This window comes from Pedobacter sp. Leaf132 (assembly GCF_920984695.1).
In the GTDB taxonomy this organism is placed as follows: Bacteria; Bacteroidota; Bacteroidia; order Sphingobacteriales; family Sphingobacteriaceae; genus Pedobacter.
Genome location: NZ_CAKLBO010000003.1, coordinates 267,243 through 283,803 on the forward strand (window position 1 = coordinate 267,243; position 16,561 = coordinate 283,803).

A 16,561-nucleotide genomic window follows, 5' to 3' on the forward strand; every position below is an offset into this window, starting at 1 on the left:
AAATAAAAGTTAAGACTAGTTTTTCGAATGAATCAATTGGTCTCATATCAAAATAAGCTTTAATACAATAGAAAAGTTTTACGCTCAATTATTTTTTTATAAATCATAAGTTATATCCATATTTAAATGACTTTCCTGGTAGTATAGGCAAATGGACTTACTTGTTTTTATTCTGTAAAACAGATGTTTAATTATTTAAAAACAGATAGTTTACAGCCTTAAATGAGAATAATAAATGCTTTATTTTCATTTGTGGTTAGAGGTTTTCTGATTGGTTAATAGCATTTTACTCAATTTGTTTAAAAAAAATAAAATTTTAGGTTAATTGGCAAAACAAAATACTGCATAATAAGTTATTACATTTGCTTTGGTTGTTTTAGCATAACGATGAAGGAAAAGATTATAGTGCAAAAAATATAAACCTAACAACCGCTTTTTTTTACCTTAAATGTGAATCCTTGAATGCATTTTTAGACGGGAAGTTTAACTTCTCCGGAGACTCCCTTAAATCTAACTTCGATTTGTTGACGCAAGCGCTCAATGCTTCGATTTCTGGCATTATTATAACAGATAATTTGCAGCCAGATAATCCCATCGTATTCTGTAATTTGGCTTTCGAACACATGACCGGTTATTCCAGAGCAGAAATAATTGGTCACAACTGTCGTTTTTTGCAAGCTCAGGATAGAAACCAAAAGCAAAGAGAAATTCTTGCCAATTGCGTTAAAGAAGGAAAAGAATGTGTAGTAGAAATTCGGAATTATCGCAAAAACGGCGATTTATTTTGGAATGAGCTTTACGTGTCGCCGGTTAAAAATGATAAAGGTGAGGTAACACACTTCATTGGTGTTCAAAATGATGTAACATCTCGAAAAAATGCAGAACATGATCTTCGTCAGCAAAAAACGCTTATGGAGAAACAAGTGCAGGAACGTACCATTGCGCTTAAAGAAAGCGAAGCATTTCTTACCAGTATAATCGAAACCGTTAGAGAGGGATTGCTTGTTTTAGATCCTGAATTTAACGTACTAAGCGCTAACTATCATTTTTTAAAAACATTTAAAGTTAGTATCGAAGAAACTGTAGGTAAGCAACTTTACGAATTGGGAAATAACCAATGGAATATTCCAAAACTAAAAGAACTGCTTATTAAAATTTTACCTACAAATAACCCTGTTGTAGATTTTGAAGTTGAACACGATTTTCCGCATATAGGCAAGAAATTGATGCTACTTAACGCTTATCGGGTAGAACTTGAAGGCCAGTTCAAAGATCAGATATTATTAGCTATAGAAGACATTACCGACCGAAAAGAAATTGAACGTCGTAAAGATGATTTCCTTTCTATAGCAAGCCATGAGTTAAAAACGCCATTAACGACCATAAAAGGATACATACAAGTTTTGGAGCGCATCATTCCAAAAGATGCATCAGAGAAATTTGTAAATACTTTTTCAAAAGTTTCATTATATGTTGAGCGCCTTAACACTTTAATAAGCGAACTGCTCGATGTATCGAAAATACAAACCGGAAACATCGAACTTCACATGTCTGAATTTGATTTTGATCATTTGATACGTGAAACGGTTGATGGCATTCAGGCTACTTTTCCTGGTCATAAAATAATGCTTCAAGGAGAAACAAAAGCCAAAGTAATGGGCGATGAATCGCATATCATACAAGTGATTAATAACTTACTCTCAAATGCAATTAAATATTCGCCAGATGCTAAAACAATTGAAGTGAATATTGCAAATGTGAGTGAATATGTTAAGGTTTCTGTAAGAGATTTCGGCATTGGTATTAGTCCGGAAGATACCGCTAAAGTGTTTGAACGCTTTTATCGCGGAAGCGAGATTCAGAAGAAATTCCCGGGTATGGGAATTGGTTTATACATCTGCGATCAGATTGTTAAAAATCACCAGGGTACACTTTGGGTAGAAAGTGAAAAAAATAAGGGTTCTGTATTCAGTTTTACCTTACCAAAACATAGAAAGGATAATGATGCTGAATAAGAAAATTATAATATGTGATGATGATGAAGGCATCTTAGATATGATGGAAATGATTCTGGATGATGAAGGATACCAGATTATAGCCGAATCAAATAGCCTTAATTTACGTTCAATCATAGAAAGGGAATCGCCAGATTTAATTATATTGGATTTATGGATGCCTATGCTATCCGGAGATCAACTACTACGCATGATTAGGGATACTGAGGCATACAAACATTTGCCTGTTCTTGTTATTTCTGCAAGTAGAGATGGCGAAACCATTGCTATGGATGCTGGTGCATCTGGTTTTTTAGCCAAACCTTTTGATATTGATGGTTTGTTGGGTAAAATAGAATTGCAGCTTAGTGCAACAAATTGGCAGGCCTGATAATTTTAGGCTAAACAAAGAGGTTGTTATTTTGAGCGAACAAATTTTTAATTTATAGTGTTGAATCATTAAACGATAACAAATGTTATCATGTTTAATGCCGGAGTGTAACCCTATTACTCCGGATAAAATATCAACCTATGAAAGATAATCAAGCAATTAAAAATCCGCTAGAACAATACCCTCAACCCCCTTTTCCTAAACAACCACAACCTGTTCCAGGTTTAGCATCCAAAATGGACCCAGTACCAGATCATGGTGAAAAAACTTACGTAGGCAGTAAAAGGCTTTTGGGTAGAAAGGCACTCATTACCGGAGGAGACTCTGGTATTGGAAGGGCAGCAGCTATTGCTTACGCCCGCGAAGGTGCTGATGTAGTTATCAATTATTTGCCTCAGGAACAATCTGATGCTGATGAGGTGATAGCCTTAATTGAAGCGGCCGGACGTAAAGGCTATGGTATTGCCGGAGACATTACCTCAAAAACATTTTGTGAAGAGCTGGTTAAGCAAGCTTCAGAAAAATTGGGTGGTTTAGATATCCTGGTCAACAATGCAGGGCATCAGCAGGCGGTAGAATCTTTACTCGATATTACTGATGAACAGTTTGATGCAACTATGAAAACTAACATCTATGCACCGTTTTGGATAACAAAAGCGGCTTTGCCAATTCTTCCTGCTGGTTCAGTAATCATTGCAACGAGTTCTGTGCAGGCCTACGACCCATCCGAAAACCTTTTTGATTATGCTCAAACTAAAGCCGCAAATGTAGCTTTTGTTAAGTCTCTTGCAAAACAGTTAGGCCCAAAAGGCATTCGAGTTAATGGTGTGGCACCTGGCCCCGTATGGACACCATTGCAAACCAGCGGTGGGCAACCGCAAGATGCCATTACTGAATTTGGAAAAAAGACACCACTTGGGCGTCCTGGTCAGCCAGCAGAATTGGCCTCAATATATGTACAACTGGCAGACCCGCAGGCTAGTTATGCTAACGGACAAATTTATGGCGCTGCAGGTGGCAGTGGTCATCCATAATTACAATTTCATAAGTAATCAAGCGCCGTTACAGATTTTTATAAATCAAATTTGTTGTAAAATAGAACAGGCTTCCAATTTCTTGGAAGCCTGTTTATTATTGTTCTACAATGATTTTAACCAATCAGCAACTTGCTCACGGGTTTTACCGGTTTTCTGTTGTAATTTGCCGTAAAGCTCATCTTCTTTACCATCCTCGTACTTCAAATCATCATCAGTTAAATCTGCATAAGCCTGTTTAACTTTTCCTTTAAGTTCATTCCAGGCGCCTTTTAATTCTAATTTGTCCATTGTTTTTGTATTTAGGGTGAATTTATTTTGGTTAATTATTAAATTTTATAAGTATCACTTTGGGATATCTTTCGAAGCATACACGCTGTCTACAACATATCTGCTGAAACCTCGCCAAGGCAGGTTATTTTTATATTCTTTGTAATGCAGTTCGTAAAATTTTCCGCTATTACCCATCATCTGCTTTGCTATAGTTTCATCCGATACGGAAAATTCAAATTCATTGTTTTGTAAAGTACCGGTTTGCCTAGAGCGTATACCACTTTGAATCAGCTTTCCTTCATTGGTTTTGAAAATGTAACCCTTTTTTACAATGTAGTTGAGCTCGCCGGCTTTTACACCTTCGCCAAAAACAAAGAAGTAATTATAATAGATTAAGCCTCCAATTACCAGAAGAGCTAGAACGGCGATTACGCCTCCAATTTTTTTTCCTTTGGTCATAAACTAAAATTTAAGATTTGGAATTTTATATGCTGCTTTCAGATGGTATTTCCTGAACAATTGTAAGCCTTTTTTTGGAGGCGATAATTGCACCAAAACCTGCACTTAAAGCGCCTAAAATCATTCCAAAGAAAGAAAATAATGCAAATTTTGAAAGTGCCGATGCCATTTCATCACCAACTTCTCTTGCTTTCGCTTCTGCCTGTACTTTAACTTCTTTAACTTTTTCTTTGGCAGTTTTAATTGTAGTTATCCAATTATCTACAATTTGCTCAGACTCAGCTTCACTTTTTCCGGTTCTATTTTTAACAACATTTACCAAAGCTTCTTTATCTGCTGCTTCAAAAGTTGAATCATTTTGCGAGAAAAGTTTTGAAATTAAAGCATCAATTCGCTGTTGCGCTTCCTGTGGGTTTTCTAAAATTTCTTTACCGGTTGATTTCCCTTGTCCGGATGCCTGGTCTATTTTTTTATCCAGATTGCCAGGTTGTAATTCTTTTTTCTCTGTCTGCTTTAATAAAAGTTCAGCTTCCTTTTTCATTTTCCCGAAAGTATTCTCATCTACACCTAACTGGTCTTTAATCATATCTCCGGCTTCAGGTGCAACTGCTTTTATGCCTTCTCCTGCAAGCGAAAATCCTTTAGTAATTACTGTGCCAGCACCGCCTATAATTTTTCCGACTGATGATGTAATTAAGTACATGTTAAGGAAAGTAAGCAAGCACCATGTTAATAATCCATGAAGCACTAAATCAGTTTTTTGGATATGATTTGAAAACCATCCTGCAACCCATCCGCCACTAAAAACAGATATTAACATGCTTACAATCCACCAAACTAAAGCGCCCATGCCTAATCCGCTAAAAGGTTTTGCCTCATCCAGAGGATTAATACTGCCAAAGCCAATGCCAAGGCCTAAAAAGCTTAATAAAAGTTGTACAGCAATGGCGATGAATACGCCTGCAATTATTGCTCCCCATGATAGGCGATTAATAAATCCCAATACAGATTTATCTCCTGTAGTACGAATTTTATGTTCCATTTTATGATAATTGAGTAGGTAATGATTATTGTGATATTTTCTTAAAAAAGCTGCTCTCATAGAAAGCAGCTTTTAAAATTTATATTAATTAGTGATGTCTCTTTTAACTTTGTTAGCCGTTCTTTGGCCTGGTAAGTAAATCTGGAACCCGAAAGATAGGTTAAGATTATTTTGAGTAGTTGAACTACCAAAGCCTACCAAACCATTGTATTTTAACAAGGTTTCTAAACCGATATTTGGCGTGATGAAATATGCAAAACCTGGTCCAACGCTTATATTTAAGCCATTCGTGTTGCCACCACCTTTGCTTACGTTAACGCCGCCAATACCTACTGTTGCTTCTCCAAACAGGCGACCGTGACGAAGCACCTCAACATCTTTGCCGGTGTAATAACGACCTAATGCACCTACACCATAACTGGTTGTTGTGTTAGAGTTTTTTGCAGTTTCTAAGCCGAAGTTTACGTAACCACCCAAGGCCACATTATCTTGAATAAACCAGGCAGCTTTTGGCGTTATGTCCACACTGAAAATTTTAGGATCATCTAATCCTAGATTAATATTGGTCAGGTTTCCACCCACCATTACGTTGCCTTTTTGTATCTGGGCATTGGCTGCAAGAATTGTTGTTGCAGAAATGATAACTGTTGCTAATAATTTTTTCATGATTGATGTTTTATTGATTAATATAAAGTGAATTCTACACGGCGATTTTCTTGTCTACCTGCCGCTGTTTTATTTGTAGAAATTGGTTGGTCTGGTCCGTAACCGGTTGCTTCAACTCTCGATGCATTTACACCTTGTGATACCAGATATGATTTTACAGATTCTGCTCTTTCTTTCGATAAACGTAGATTCAATTCTCTACCACCAGTATTATCTGTGTGGCCAGCCAATTTAAGACTGAAGTTTTTCTCGATTAATAGCGTTGCAACTCTGTTTAATGTTGTATAAGATTTAGCACGGATTGTTGATTTACCCAAATCAAATTCCAGATTGGAAATTGCATCTCTAACAATTTTACGGTCTGCCTCAGTTACAACAGTGGTTTCTTTAACAATGGTTTGCGTAATGGTTAATGGGCAACCAGAACCATCTACAATAGTTGCAGCCGGTGTTCCAGCACATTTATCAAACTTATTTGCTACACCATCATTATCGTCATCGGCAAGGTCTTTAGCATATTGTTCGCGGTCTCTTGCTGCATTTTGTTCGGCTGTAGATAATGCATTTCTCAACTCAGCACTTTCTGCAGCACTTTGTTTACGCAAATCTGCAACGGCACTGTAGTTTTGCAGCTGAGAATTTTCTTTATTTCCAAGAGAAAACTCAAGCCCTGCGTGTGCGTAAGAGAATCTACTTTCCTGATAAACATTTTTAACAGTTGGCGAAGATTTAATAAAATTGATATCATAACCTAAATCGATATTGATACCTTTTGCTACGCCAAATTTAAATCCAACTCCTGTTGGGATAAACCAGCCTTCTCTATCTGTAAAAACATCTACGTTAGCAAACTTTGAATCTGATGACATGTAACCTGCACCAGCTTTTAAATAGGGGATAAGCACGGCATTTTCTGTGTTTAAACTAAAGTTTGCAATGTTTAATACAGCAGTTAATGAACCCGACCAATTAATTTTATTTATTTGTTCAATAGTGCTTGTTGTGTTTAGTGTTTTGATTTCTCCGCGAAGAAAATCTGCCTGAAGCCCTAAAGCTGGTAAAATTTGCTTTTTAATAAAGCCGCCGTATCCAATACTTTTAAATTCGTTGGCTTTAACGCTTCCACCACCTAAAAAAGTGTTTTGGCTTAATATGCCACCATGAGCACCAATACTCCATGTTCTTAAAGATTGCTTGCCAAATCTGCCTGCTGCGTTAGGCTCATCTTGAGCAAACAACTGCGTTGAAAGACTCAATAGGCTAATCGCCATCATTGATTTCGTAAAATTCATATTCATTTTATTTATCTGTTTTTAATTAATTATTTAATCTAAAACTTAAAGCTTGTATGCCTTATAAATAAAAATTGCCAATTAAATAGTCCGCATCTAGCGGGATTCAATCGCCTTTTTTATTTTTGAATTACTGTTGCAAAAGATTACTCATCAAAGTTTTCAGTTTTGATAAGCCATCGCATTGCTAAATAATTACAACCAAAGAAAAGGAGATGAATTTTGCTACAGAAATCGGTTCGACAGAAAGCCCAAACCATCCGACAGAAGGTCGATTTTAATCGTTAAGAAAAAAATAAAATTAGCTTAAAGCCAGGATTTAAAATGAGATCTAAATTGCGGTCTGTATTGGCTGGATACCGGAATAACCGCTTTTCCGATTTTGACGGTGTAGTTTTGGATGGCATCAATTTTATCTAATGCTACAATAAAAGACCGATGAATACGCATGAAACGACTGGCCGGTAAAAGACTTTCCATTGTTTTCATGGTAGATAAAGCGGTAATCATTTTACCTTCTTTTGTATAAACCTTAATGTAATCTTTTTGACTCTCGCCATAAAGAATTTCACTAAAAGGAACCCGAATAAGTTCATGTTCTACTTTAAGAAAAACAAATTCTTCTGTATCTTGCTTTTGAGCAATTGCAGATGAATGATTTTTAGCTTTGAAAGCAGCCTTAAAAAAATCTTCGTAAGTAAAAGGCTTTAACAGATAATCGATGGCATCAACTTTATAACCTTCTGATGCGTAATCTCCGGAGCCGCTGATAAAGATTATTCGTGGCATATCTCTTCCATATTGGTCGTAAAGAGATTTGGCGAAACTCATTCCATCAATACCAGGCAGATTAATATCTAATATGATTAAGTCTATGCCCAATTTACCAATTAAATCAATGGTTTCTACCGGATTGCTGTGGACAGATATCAGCTCAAGAAAAGAGGTTTCCCGAACAAAATCAGCTACATAATTACTAACTTCCTGATCATCATCAATAATTAGACAATTTAACTTTGTCTTCATTGTATAGCCAGACTAGATGAAATTATTCGGATTGTTTCGTAAATGAGCATTAAGGGATTTATTACACCTCAAAGGTAACTTTATCTTTGGAAATTAAAAATCATAATGCCTGTTTTACGGATTTCTATATATAGATTAATGATGGAATAATTACATATTAAATTTAAAGCCGATATAATTTTTATAATAGGATTAGCTCCGGAATCTATTTATATGGAATAGAAAAACTGACTGTACAGCCTTGTCCTTCATCACTCTGTAATTCGATACGGCCACCTTGCTGATTAATTAGCTGACGGCAAAGATATAAACCTAAGCCTGTGCCCGGCTTTTTACCACCAGCCTGATAAAAAGGTGTAAATAATTTTCCTTGCTTGCTTTTAGCTATTCCTGAGCCGGTATCTTTAACAATTACACTTAACAGCGGATGGTTATCTTCTTGCTGAATCTTTGCCAATAAGTTAATAGAACCCTTATCTGTATATTTTATGGCGTTACTTAAAAGATTAATAAGCACTTGCTTAAGTCGCAAACTATCTCCCTGAACCTGCAATATATCGTTTCCTTCAAATTTGAAATTAAATTCAAGATTTTTTCGCTCTGCCATAAAGCGCATGGCTTCTACAGAATCGTTGATAGCTTCGTATGGAGAAAAGATTGAGAGGTTAGCTTCATCCGGATTCTGCTCCAATTTGCTCACATCAAGTACATTGTTAACTGTTTCTAATAACAACGATGAAGCTAAATTAATCGAAGTAACTTTGCTCTCTTGGTCCTCTTGTAGTTGTGTTCTTTTAAGCATAAAAACGGCACCGTTTATGGCCATGAGTTTGTTTCGTATTTCATGACTCATAATTGCTAATATTTCCGAACGTTGGCCAGCTAATCTAACCGCTCTCAAATTTTCTCTGATGTATCTTCTTTCTGCTAATGCAGCTTTGCGAATATAAACAAGCAATAAAATGATAAACAACAATACGAAAGCTGTTGCAACTGCGGTGTAAATATTTAAATCTTTTGAAGTTGATTTATATTCTTCGAGAATTTTTTCACGACTTTGTTCAAAAGCCATTTTATCTATAGCCTGTAAATCCAGTAACACTTGTCGTAATTGCGTTAAAAGGCTCAGGTTAGCCAGAATTAATTCCTGATTTGAATTCATCAGGCGGCTGTATTGTTGGCCAAGCTGCTTCACCAATGCCGGATCTTGCTCGTAAATTTTATTCTGCTCCTTTTTAGTTCGGATGGTAACCACTTTAACTTCTGATTTATTCTGCACAGCATCTTTGAGCCGATCTATAAGACCTCTATTTGCAGATTCTTTACGCACAGAAACGGCCGTATCTGCAGGTATAGTGGCAGTAGGATTAGTAGCATAATCTCTTATCGTGTTAACAGTTGTTTTATCGAGTAAAAATGTAAACCTTTTTTGCAGATCGAACAATTGCTGAGAAACTTTTAACTTTTGTTGTAATGCATAAGCGATTTGCGCTTTATTTTGCGAAGTATCTTTATTATCGGTGGGTTTGTAATGTTTTATAATTACGCCCATTTTGGAAAAAATAGAGTCAAGCTGTTGCTTGTAAGCAATTAACTCCTCTTCATTTCCGTTAGAACTGGCTTGCCTGAAGCTGTTTTCTGATACATTTAAATCAAATAATAATTCGCTTATCTCAGGCTGGTGACTGGTGCTGCTTAACTGTTCGCTAAGTCGGTTTAATTTAACATTTATCGTATGACGTAAGATGTATGAACCGCCAGCGATGATAAATGTGAAAACTAGAAAGATGATAAGTAATTTTCTAATTATTCGAGTAAAACTATTTGATTTTCGGTAGTCAACCATACGATATTGTGCTTCATTTAATTAGCCTTTGTAACAATTATCTATCAAAAATAGTTTGTTAAAATGATGTTTTAATTGATTAGGCGAATTTCCGTTTTGCATCAATATTTTTATTTGCAAAACCTTTACCATTTGATTATGTCTCTATTATAAACAATGGTTATGGATAACAAGAGAAGTGAAAAATCAGAAAAGGAAATAGTTAAAGATTTAGGTGAGGTTGGTAAGAATGCTGATAAACAGTATGATGCGGAAGAATTAGATGAAACTATTGGGGATTTGGGTGAACAAATTAAAGGTAGTGATGCAGATAGCGACCAATCTTTGGGAAATGATGTAAAGGAAACAAAAAAGCAAGAGCAAGTTAAAGGCAGTGATGCAGGTAAAGGTTAAGTTTTATGATTTTTTGGATTAAAATTTTAGATAATTAATTTAGTTTAATGAAATATGGTTCAGACTGAAATGTAAAAAATCAAAAGCTACAGATGATGCAAGGCTTGTTTCACAGTTTCTTTATTTGGTTTTGAAATAGGAATCTTATCGCCATTGATTAATCGTAGAATTCCTCCATCTTCTTTAAGCCAACTTTTAACGTATTTAGGATTAACCAAATGACTTTGATGAGTTCTTAAAAAGCCATTTGGGCGAAGTAAATCAGCATATTCTTTTAAAGATTTAGAAACTAAAATTTTTTCTGAGTTTGCCAGAAAAAAATGGGTGTAGGTATTATCTGCCTCACAGCGCACAATTTCTGATAAGTTGATATATCTAATCTCATTTTGCATCGGTAAGGCAATTTTACTTGTTTTCGTATCGGGCTTTTTTAACTGTTGTAATAAAAAATCGATTTGAATAGCATGAATAGAGTCTATTGATTTTTGTGCTGCTTTATTAACTGCAAGTTTTAATTCATCAATATCTATTGGTTTCAGTATATAATCGAGTGCTGCAAATTTTACCGCTTGAATTCCATATTGATCATAAGCTGTTACAAATATTACCTCAAAATTTCGATTTGGTAATGATCTCAAAACATCAAATCCTGTTTCTTTACTTAATTGAATGTCTAAAAATATCAAATCTGGTGCAATACGTTTAATAACCTGTACTGCATCGCTAACATTTTGTACACTTGCCAATATATTAACCTGCGGACAATGCTTTTGTAGCAATGTCCGCAGATTTTCTAAATTTGAGATTTCATCATCTATTAAAACTGCTCTCATACTTACAGCCAGTCGGTTAATGTTATGTTTACGATTGTTCCCTTTGCGTTAGATTGTATCTCTAAAAGAAAATGATTTTCTTTATAAAGGTTATTTAGTAAAGCGATTCTATTGTTGCTTAGAGAGAGTCCTAAACCGAAGCTCTTTTGTGTAGAATCAAAACCTATCCCGTTATCTTTAACCATTAATAATAAATTTCTTTTATCCCTAATAAATTCTACTGTGATTTTACCATTGTTAGCTTCTAATGATATTCCATGTTTAACGGCATTTTCTAAAAAGGGTTGCAAGAGCATGCTTGGGATTTCTATGTTTCTCAAATCTAAGTCATCATCTACATTGATATTATATGCAAAACCAAAACGCAATTGTTCCATTTGCAAGTAATCATCTAATAATGATTTCTCTTGGTATAAGCTGATTAGCTCTTTATCGTTCAATATATTGCGTGTTAATCTAGCAAATTTTGAGAGATACTTATTAGCATTGTCAATCTCGTTTTTATTCATTAAATTTTGTATGCCAGAGAGTGCGTTGAATAAAAAGTGAGGATTTAGCTGTGAACGAATCGAACCAAGCTGAAGTTTTGCAATATTTTTTTGTTGCTCTTTTTCGGAGAGATTTTTTTTATTTCTTTTCCTAATGTAGTAAAATATCATGAGAAATAATAATCCAATAACTAAGGTTGCAACAAATGCGTAGGTTAACAGTTCTCTTTTGCTGTAGCTCTCATTCTCCAAAGTAATAGATAAGGTATGTCTTGTATAATATTTTTCAATTTCCTTGGCAGATATGTTACAGTTAGGGCAGTTATTCCATTTAATTAATGGTTGTATAATAATTTCATATTTACCAGATTTTTTAAAGATATTTTTATCAAATACCATGTAAGGTAGAAATCCATCATTTTCAATAAAAAAATTATATTCCCAGGCGGATGATGTAAAAACAGTTTGATTTGTTTGTTTATCAATAATAGTGGTGTAGTAAAGATAGTCTTGATTCGATTTGTCGATAACCATAGCTATGCCTTTACTATTATTCGTCAATTTAAAGCTATCCTTCTTTTTTAAATCTATGGAATAGCCAGATTTTGAATTTTTATTAAGTGTTATTTGTTCTGCAAAGAATTTAATCTTTGCTTTTGGTAATGGCTTTCCATAAAAAACTGATTTGTAAATTTCTTGTGGTCTATCTACACTATATAAGAGAGTGGTAATAGTCTTTCCCCTTTATTTGAAAAATACCAAGACTAGTATATTTATATGGCTCGGGCATTTTAACATCTTTTAGCTGGGCTCTATTAAAAGATTGATTGACTAATATTGGCTTTTCATCTTCTAAAATACTATATCTGTAATTTTCTATTCTATCGGTCTCACTAAAATAGATGTCAATATTAAAAATATTAACATCTGGTAAATAGTTAAAGCTAACATTTGGTTGATTCGGAAATTTATTATCATAATGAACGTTTCTTACAGAAGTATCAATCCGCATAAGTAGTTTTCTACCAGCACTAAAGTTTCTAAATGGAGATTTATGCCCATTTTGACTGTATACATTTGATAGCGACAGGATGAAGCTCAGAAATATCAGGGTTATCTTTTTCATGTTCTTAAGTTTAATTTTCATCAAACATGTTGTAATATTAATAAAAATGGAATCGTAAAATAGTATGTCCTAGTTTTGAGATAGTAGAAGTGTCATTTTAGGAAGTATTCGGAAAACCCACTAATGTAGATTTTGACATAGCTCTTCCAATCAAACTTATATTTATGTCTCTTATTGAATTGATATTGATTTATTAAAATGAGATAATTTTTAAGATTACCGTTCATCAAATTCAAATCAACATTACTAAAATCTCTACTATATTTACCAAATGGAAAATACGGTACTGATTATAGATGACGAACCAAAAATACTTGGGCTATTATCTAGAATTATCGAACTGGAAGGCTTTAAAGTTCTTCAGGCCGAAAATGGTAAGGCGGGTCTTAAAATAATTAGTAATAAAGATGTTCAGGTAGTAATTAGCGATGTGAAACTGCCCGATTATAATGGTGTTGAATTGGTTGCGGCCATTAAAGAAATCAAACCATTTATAGAAGTTATAAATCTTACCGCTTTTGGAACCATTTCTGATGGAGTACAAGCCATGCGAAACGGTGCATTTGATTACATTGTGAAGGGTGATGATAACGATAAAATTATTCCGTTGCTTTACAAAGCAATGGATAAAGTGAAACTTCAAATCAAGGTAGCTGATTTAGAAAAAAAGGTAGGTTTGAGCCTTAGTTTTGATAATATTATTGGTAGTTCTCCGGCAATTCTGCATTCAATTTCCATGGCAAAAAAGGTTGCCCTTACCGATGCTACCGTATTATTGCTCGGCGAAACGGGTACGGGAAAAGAAGTTTTTGCACAAGCCATACATCAAGAAAGTACACGAAAAAATAAGCCATTTGTTGCCTTGAATTGCAGTGGCTTTAATCCTGAACTTCTGGAAAGTGAACTTTTTGGCTACCGTCAAGGCGCTTTTACCGGTGCATCGAAAGATAAAAAAGGTTTATTAGAGGAAGCCAACGATGGCACGCTTTTTCTAGATGAAATAGGCGAGATGAACGTGGATTTGCAGGCAAAACTTTTACGGGTACTTGAAAGCCAGACTTTTATAAAAGTTGGTGATACGAAAACGAGTAAGGTTAATGTTAGAATCATCGCTGCAACCAACAGAGATTTAAAGGAAGAAGCTGAAAGTGGGCGGTTTCGTTCAGATTTATATTATCGTTTATCTGTTTTCCTGATTCAATTACCTTCACTTTTAGAAAGAAAAATAGACATTTTTCCGCTTGCGAAACATTATTTAGAAGAGTTTTCATTAAAGGTTAATCGTTCTGATATGGAAATGGATCAGGCTTTCATTAACCTGTTAACAAATTACAGATGGAAAGGTAACATCAGAGAGTTGAAAAATGTAATTGAACGTGCCGTTATTCTTGCAGATAGCAGCTTAATTACGGCAGACCTTTTGCCTTTCGAGTTTCATGAAAATCCTGCCCAACCTAATGGCATGCGTATGGAAGCCATCGAAAAACAACATATTAAAAAAGTAATGGCTTACACCGGCGGCAATAAAACAGAAACATCAAGGCTGCTCGGTATTGGCCTAACAACACTTTACCGCAAACTCGAAGAATACGGCATTAGCTAAATTTTTTCCAAAATGAAAATCAACCCTTCCAAAATGGAAGGGTTTTTTTATGCCTAAATTTTTTGTATGTGTATTTTATCTATTCAATAAATTGATTTATAGGTGTTTACGTTTTATTGGCTTTTTGTGGTACGTGAGTTGAACCATGGCATGAAAAAACAATACAGCTATGCTAATACTTCTTTTTATTCTTCTGATTGTGCTCTGGTGGGCCTCTTATAAATCAATCAACTGGTTCGATAAAATCTAAAAATTATGATCGCCTTATTTCTAATCGCTATTGCCGTATTCATTTACATGGTTTACGTGCTAATTAACCCCGAAAAATTTTAACATCTCTTTTATTAACAATTAAAAAAAATGAACACAGAATTACTTGGAATAATCGCAACCTACCTACTTACAGTGGTAATTGCTATTCCGCTTGGCCGGTACCTGGCTAAGGTATTTGCAGGTGAAAAAGTCTGGACAGACTTTTTAAAGCCTTTAGAATCTGGTATTTATAAATTGTCAGGCATCAATCCAAAAGAAGAAATGGACTGGAAACAGCATTTAAAAGCTTTGATGATGATTAACCTGGTTTGGCTGGTTTATGGTTTCTTCGTATTGATTTTTCAAGACAAACTTCCTTGGAATCCAGACGGAAATCCGGGAATGTCTCCTGATTTATCTTTTAATACCATCATTAGTTTTGTAGTGAATTGTAATTTGCAACACTATTCTGGCGAAACTGGTGTAAGTTATCTATCACAACATTATGTTTTGATGTTTTTGCAATTTGTAAGTTGTGCTACAGGTATTGCCGCTGCGGTTGTATTGTTTAAGGCCTTTAGAGATAAAACCGCCACTAAACTGGGCAATTTTTGGGAATTCTTTGTAAAATCAATCACCAGATTGTTGCTGCCAATGTCTCTTATTATAGCAATTATCTTAGCTTTTAATGGTACACCGGCAAGTTATGAAGGCAAAGACCAGTTTATTTCATTGCAAGGCGATACCGTTCATGTATCAAGAGGTCCTGCTGCACAGTTTATTGCCATAAAACACCTTGGAACAAATGGTGGAGGCTGGTTCGGTGCCAATTCTGCGCATCCGTTTGAGAATCCAAATTATGTAACAAACACAGTTGAGTTGGTTGCCCAGGTAATTATTCCAATTGCAATGGTTATCGCCTTTGGTATTTTTATTAGAAGACGAAAACTTGCCTGGACAATTTTTGGAGTTATGACTATCGGAATGTTGCTCTTGCTTGTACCAACCATAAGCTCGGAGTTAGGTGGTAATCCAGCTTTAGCAAAAATGGGTATAGCCCAATCAACCGGAGCAATGGAAGGTAAAGAAGTTAGGTTTGGACCAGCTATTTCTGCCTACTGGAGTACCGTAACAACAATTATTTCTACAGGTTCTGTAAATAGTATGCATGATTCTACAATGCCACTTACCGGACTTTGGCAACTCCTTGCCATGATGATAAATTCGTTTTATGGCGGTTGCGGTGTAGGTTTATTAAACTATTTTATCTATCTAATTATTGCAGTATTTATTTCGGGTTTAATGGTTGGTAGAACTCCCGAGTTTCTTGGCCATAAAGTAGAAGCAAGAGAGATTAAGATTGCGGCCATTATTACACTATTAAGCCCCTTTTTAATATTAGCCGGAACAGCTATTGCGAGTTATACCTTTAATAATTATGGCGATGCTACATGGTCGGTACAACCCAAAAACTGGCTAAATAATCCTGGTTTCCATGGTTTTTCTGAAATGCTTTACGAAGTAACCTCATCAAACGCAAATAATGGTTCTGGCTTTGAAGGCTTAGGAGATAACAATGTTTTTTGGAATGTGCTTACCGGAATTATTTTAATGTTTGGTCGATTTTTACCGATAATAGGTCCGATAGCAATTGCAGGGCTTTTAGGCGCTAAGAAATTCATACCAGAATCTGCCGGAACGTTAAAAACAGACACCAAAACCTTTGCGCTAATGACTTTCGCCGTGATTTTGGTATTAAACGCACTTTCTTATTTCCCGGCGTTGGCTTTAGGTCCGATAGCTGAATATTTTACCATCATCAAATAATAAATGTAAGATGTAA

The 16,561-nt window shown here is 35.1% G+C and carries 17 protein-coding genes; 7 read left to right on the forward strand and 10 right to left on the reverse strand.

Translation table 11 applies throughout. The features are described from left to right. Nucleotides 1-458: 458 nt before the first annotated feature. From LUA86_RS08455 to LUA86_RS08465, 3 genes are all read left to right on the forward strand, one after another. Complete coding sequence (locus tag LUA86_RS08455; protein ID WP_231460171.1) at nucleotides 459-2,015, forward strand: PAS domain-containing sensor histidine kinase; 1,557 nt, start codon at nucleotides 459-461, stop codon at nucleotides 2,013-2,015. Continuing rightward, nucleotides 2,002-2,385, forward strand: a complete 384-nt coding sequence (locus tag LUA86_RS08460; RefSeq protein ID WP_231460173.1) for a response regulator — start codon at nucleotides 2,002-2,004, stop codon at nucleotides 2,383-2,385. The genes LUA86_RS08455 and LUA86_RS08460 overlap by 14 nt, the downstream gene beginning before the upstream one ends. Before the next feature lie 140 nt (nucleotides 2,386-2,525). After that, on the forward strand, nucleotides 2,526-3,419 hold the full coding sequence (locus tag LUA86_RS08465; protein WP_231460175.1) for an SDR family oxidoreductase: 894 nt from the start codon (nucleotides 2,526-2,528) through the stop codon (nucleotides 3,417-3,419). A 105-nt stretch (nucleotides 3,420-3,524) separates the two neighbouring features. Here LUA86_RS08465 and LUA86_RS08470 read toward each other — a convergent pair whose 3' ends face one another. The 7 genes from LUA86_RS08470 to LUA86_RS08500 all read right to left on the reverse strand — a co-directional run bounded on the left by LUA86_RS08470 (nucleotide 3,525) and on the right by LUA86_RS08500 (nucleotide 10,023). Continuing rightward, complete coding sequence (locus tag LUA86_RS08470) at nucleotides 3,525-3,710, reverse strand: CsbD family protein (protein WP_231460177.1); 186 nt, start codon at nucleotides 3,708-3,710, stop codon at nucleotides 3,525-3,527. Between the two features lie 54 nt (nucleotides 3,711-3,764). Then, the gene (locus LUA86_RS08475; protein WP_231460178.1) at nucleotides 3,765-4,151 is read right to left on the reverse strand and encodes a hypothetical protein; all 387 of its coding nucleotides are present in this window, start codon (nucleotides 4,149-4,151) and stop codon (nucleotides 3,765-3,767) included. A 25-nt stretch (nucleotides 4,152-4,176) separates the two neighbouring features. Further along, nucleotides 4,177-5,193, reverse strand: coding sequence for a hypothetical protein (locus LUA86_RS08480; protein ID WP_231460179.1), 1,017 nt, complete (start codon nucleotides 5,191-5,193; stop codon nucleotides 4,177-4,179). An 84-nt stretch (nucleotides 5,194-5,277) separates the two neighbouring features. Beyond that, nucleotides 5,278-5,859 (reverse strand): hypothetical protein, encoded by a 582-nt coding sequence (locus LUA86_RS08485; RefSeq protein WP_231460180.1) that lies wholly within the window; start codon nucleotides 5,857-5,859, stop codon nucleotides 5,278-5,280. A 17-nt stretch (nucleotides 5,860-5,876) separates the two neighbouring features. Then, complete coding sequence (locus tag LUA86_RS08490) at nucleotides 5,877-7,151, reverse strand: OmpA family protein (protein ID WP_231460181.1); 1,275 nt, start codon at nucleotides 7,149-7,151, stop codon at nucleotides 5,877-5,879. A gap of 306 nt (nucleotides 7,152-7,457) precedes the next feature. Then, nucleotides 7,458-8,177 (reverse strand): LytTR family DNA-binding domain-containing protein, encoded by a 720-nt coding sequence (locus tag LUA86_RS08495; RefSeq protein WP_231460182.1) that lies wholly within the window; start codon nucleotides 8,175-8,177, stop codon nucleotides 7,458-7,460. Between the two features lie 205 nt (nucleotides 8,178-8,382). Beyond that, the gene (locus LUA86_RS08500) at nucleotides 8,383-10,023 is read right to left on the reverse strand and encodes a HAMP domain-containing sensor histidine kinase (protein ID WP_231460183.1); all 1,641 of its coding nucleotides are present in this window, start codon (nucleotides 10,021-10,023) and stop codon (nucleotides 8,383-8,385) included. A gap of 162 nt (nucleotides 10,024-10,185) precedes the next feature. On the opposite strand from LUA86_RS08500, the gene LUA86_RS08505 reads away from it, so the two are divergent. Further along, nucleotides 10,186-10,416, forward strand: a complete 231-nt coding sequence (locus LUA86_RS08505) for a hypothetical protein (RefSeq protein WP_231460185.1) — start codon at nucleotides 10,186-10,188, stop codon at nucleotides 10,414-10,416. Nucleotides 10,417-10,502: 86 nt separating this feature from the next. Here the strand turns inward: LUA86_RS08505 and LUA86_RS08510 are convergent, their stop codons facing one another. From LUA86_RS08510 to LUA86_RS08520, 3 genes are all read right to left on the reverse strand, one after another. Next, a complete protein-coding gene (locus LUA86_RS08510) occupies nucleotides 10,503-11,249 on the reverse strand; it encodes a LytTR family DNA-binding domain-containing protein (protein ID WP_231460186.1) in 747 nt (248 codons plus the stop codon). Nucleotides 11,250-11,251: 2 nt separating this feature from the next. Continuing rightward, nucleotides 11,252-12,271, reverse strand: coding sequence for a sensor histidine kinase (locus LUA86_RS08515; protein ID WP_231460187.1), 1,020 nt, complete (start codon nucleotides 12,269-12,271; stop codon nucleotides 11,252-11,254). A gap of 178 nt (nucleotides 12,272-12,449) precedes the next feature. Then, on the reverse strand, nucleotides 12,450-12,863 hold the full coding sequence (locus LUA86_RS08520; protein WP_231460188.1) for a hypothetical protein: 414 nt from the start codon (nucleotides 12,861-12,863) through the stop codon (nucleotides 12,450-12,452). 271 nt (nucleotides 12,864-13,134) lie between these two features. Here LUA86_RS08520 and LUA86_RS08525 point away from each other — a divergent pair, with 271 nt between their 5' ends. From LUA86_RS08525 to kdpA, 3 genes are all read left to right on the forward strand, one after another. Next, the gene (locus LUA86_RS08525) at nucleotides 13,135-14,466 is read left to right on the forward strand and encodes a sigma-54 dependent transcriptional regulator (protein WP_231460189.1); all 1,332 of its coding nucleotides are present in this window, start codon (nucleotides 13,135-13,137) and stop codon (nucleotides 14,464-14,466) included. Nucleotides 14,467-14,721: 255 nt separating this feature from the next. Then, entirely contained in the window at nucleotides 14,722-14,799 is a 78-nt protein-coding gene (gene kdpF / locus LUA86_RS19305; RefSeq protein ID WP_370634344.1) for a K(+)-transporting ATPase subunit F, read from the forward strand. Nucleotides 14,800-14,826: 27 nt separating this feature from the next. After that, nucleotides 14,827-16,545: a potassium-transporting ATPase subunit KdpA gene (kdpA, locus tag LUA86_RS08530; RefSeq protein WP_231460190.1), complete on the forward strand. Its 1,719-nt coding sequence runs from the start codon at nucleotides 14,827-14,829 to the stop codon at nucleotides 16,543-16,545. The last annotated feature ends 16 nt before the right edge of the window (nucleotides 16,546-16,561 follow it).

Coding starts and splice junctions, on each gene's coding strand:
- LUA86_RS08460 (WP_231460173.1), top strand. CDS start 2,002: ATGATGCTGAATAAGAAAATTATAATATGTGATGATGATGAAGGCATC.
- LUA86_RS08465 (WP_231460175.1), top strand. CDS start 2,526: ATGAAAGATAATCAAGCAATTAAAAATCCGCTAGAACAATACCCTCAA.
- LUA86_RS08470 (WP_231460177.1), bottom strand. CDS start 3,710: ATGGACAAATTAGAATTAAAAGGCGCCTGGAATGAACTTAAAGGAAAA.
- LUA86_RS08475 (WP_231460178.1), bottom strand. CDS start 4,151: ATGACCAAAGGAAAAAAAATTGGAGGCGTAATCGCCGTTCTAGCTCTT.
- LUA86_RS08480 (WP_231460179.1), bottom strand. CDS start 5,193: ATGGAACATAAAATTCGTACTACAGGAGATAAATCTGTATTGGGATTT.
- LUA86_RS08485 (WP_231460180.1), bottom strand. CDS start 5,859: ATGAAAAAATTATTAGCAACAGTTATCATTTCTGCAACAACAATTCTT.
- LUA86_RS08490 (WP_231460181.1), bottom strand. CDS start 7,151: ATGAATTTTACGAAATCAATGATGGCGATTAGCCTATTGAGTCTTTCA.
- LUA86_RS08495 (WP_231460182.1), bottom strand. CDS start 8,177: ATGAAGACAAAGTTAAATTGTCTAATTATTGATGATGATCAGGAAGTT.
- LUA86_RS08500 (WP_231460183.1), bottom strand. CDS start 10,023: ATGGTTGACTACCGAAAATCAAATAGTTTTACTCGAATAATTAGAAAA.
- LUA86_RS08505 (WP_231460185.1), top strand. CDS start 10,186: ATGGATAACAAGAGAAGTGAAAAATCAGAAAAGGAAATAGTTAAAGAT.
- LUA86_RS08510 (WP_231460186.1), bottom strand. CDS start 11,249: ATGAGAGCAGTTTTAATAGATGATGAAATCTCAAATTTAGAAAATCTG.
- LUA86_RS08515 (WP_231460187.1), bottom strand. CDS start 12,271: ATGGTTATCGACAAATCGAATCAAGACTATCTTTACTACACCACTATT.
- LUA86_RS08520 (WP_231460188.1), bottom strand. CDS start 12,863: ATGAAAAAGATAACCCTGATATTTCTGAGCTTCATCCTGTCGCTATCA.
- LUA86_RS08525 (WP_231460189.1), top strand. CDS start 13,135: ATGGAAAATACGGTACTGATTATAGATGACGAACCAAAAATACTTGGG.
- kdpF (WP_370634344.1), top strand. CDS start 14,722: ATGATCGCCTTATTTCTAATCGCTATTGCCGTATTCATTTACATGGTT.
- kdpA (WP_231460190.1), top strand. CDS start 14,827: ATGAACACAGAATTACTTGGAATAATCGCAACCTACCTACTTACAGTG.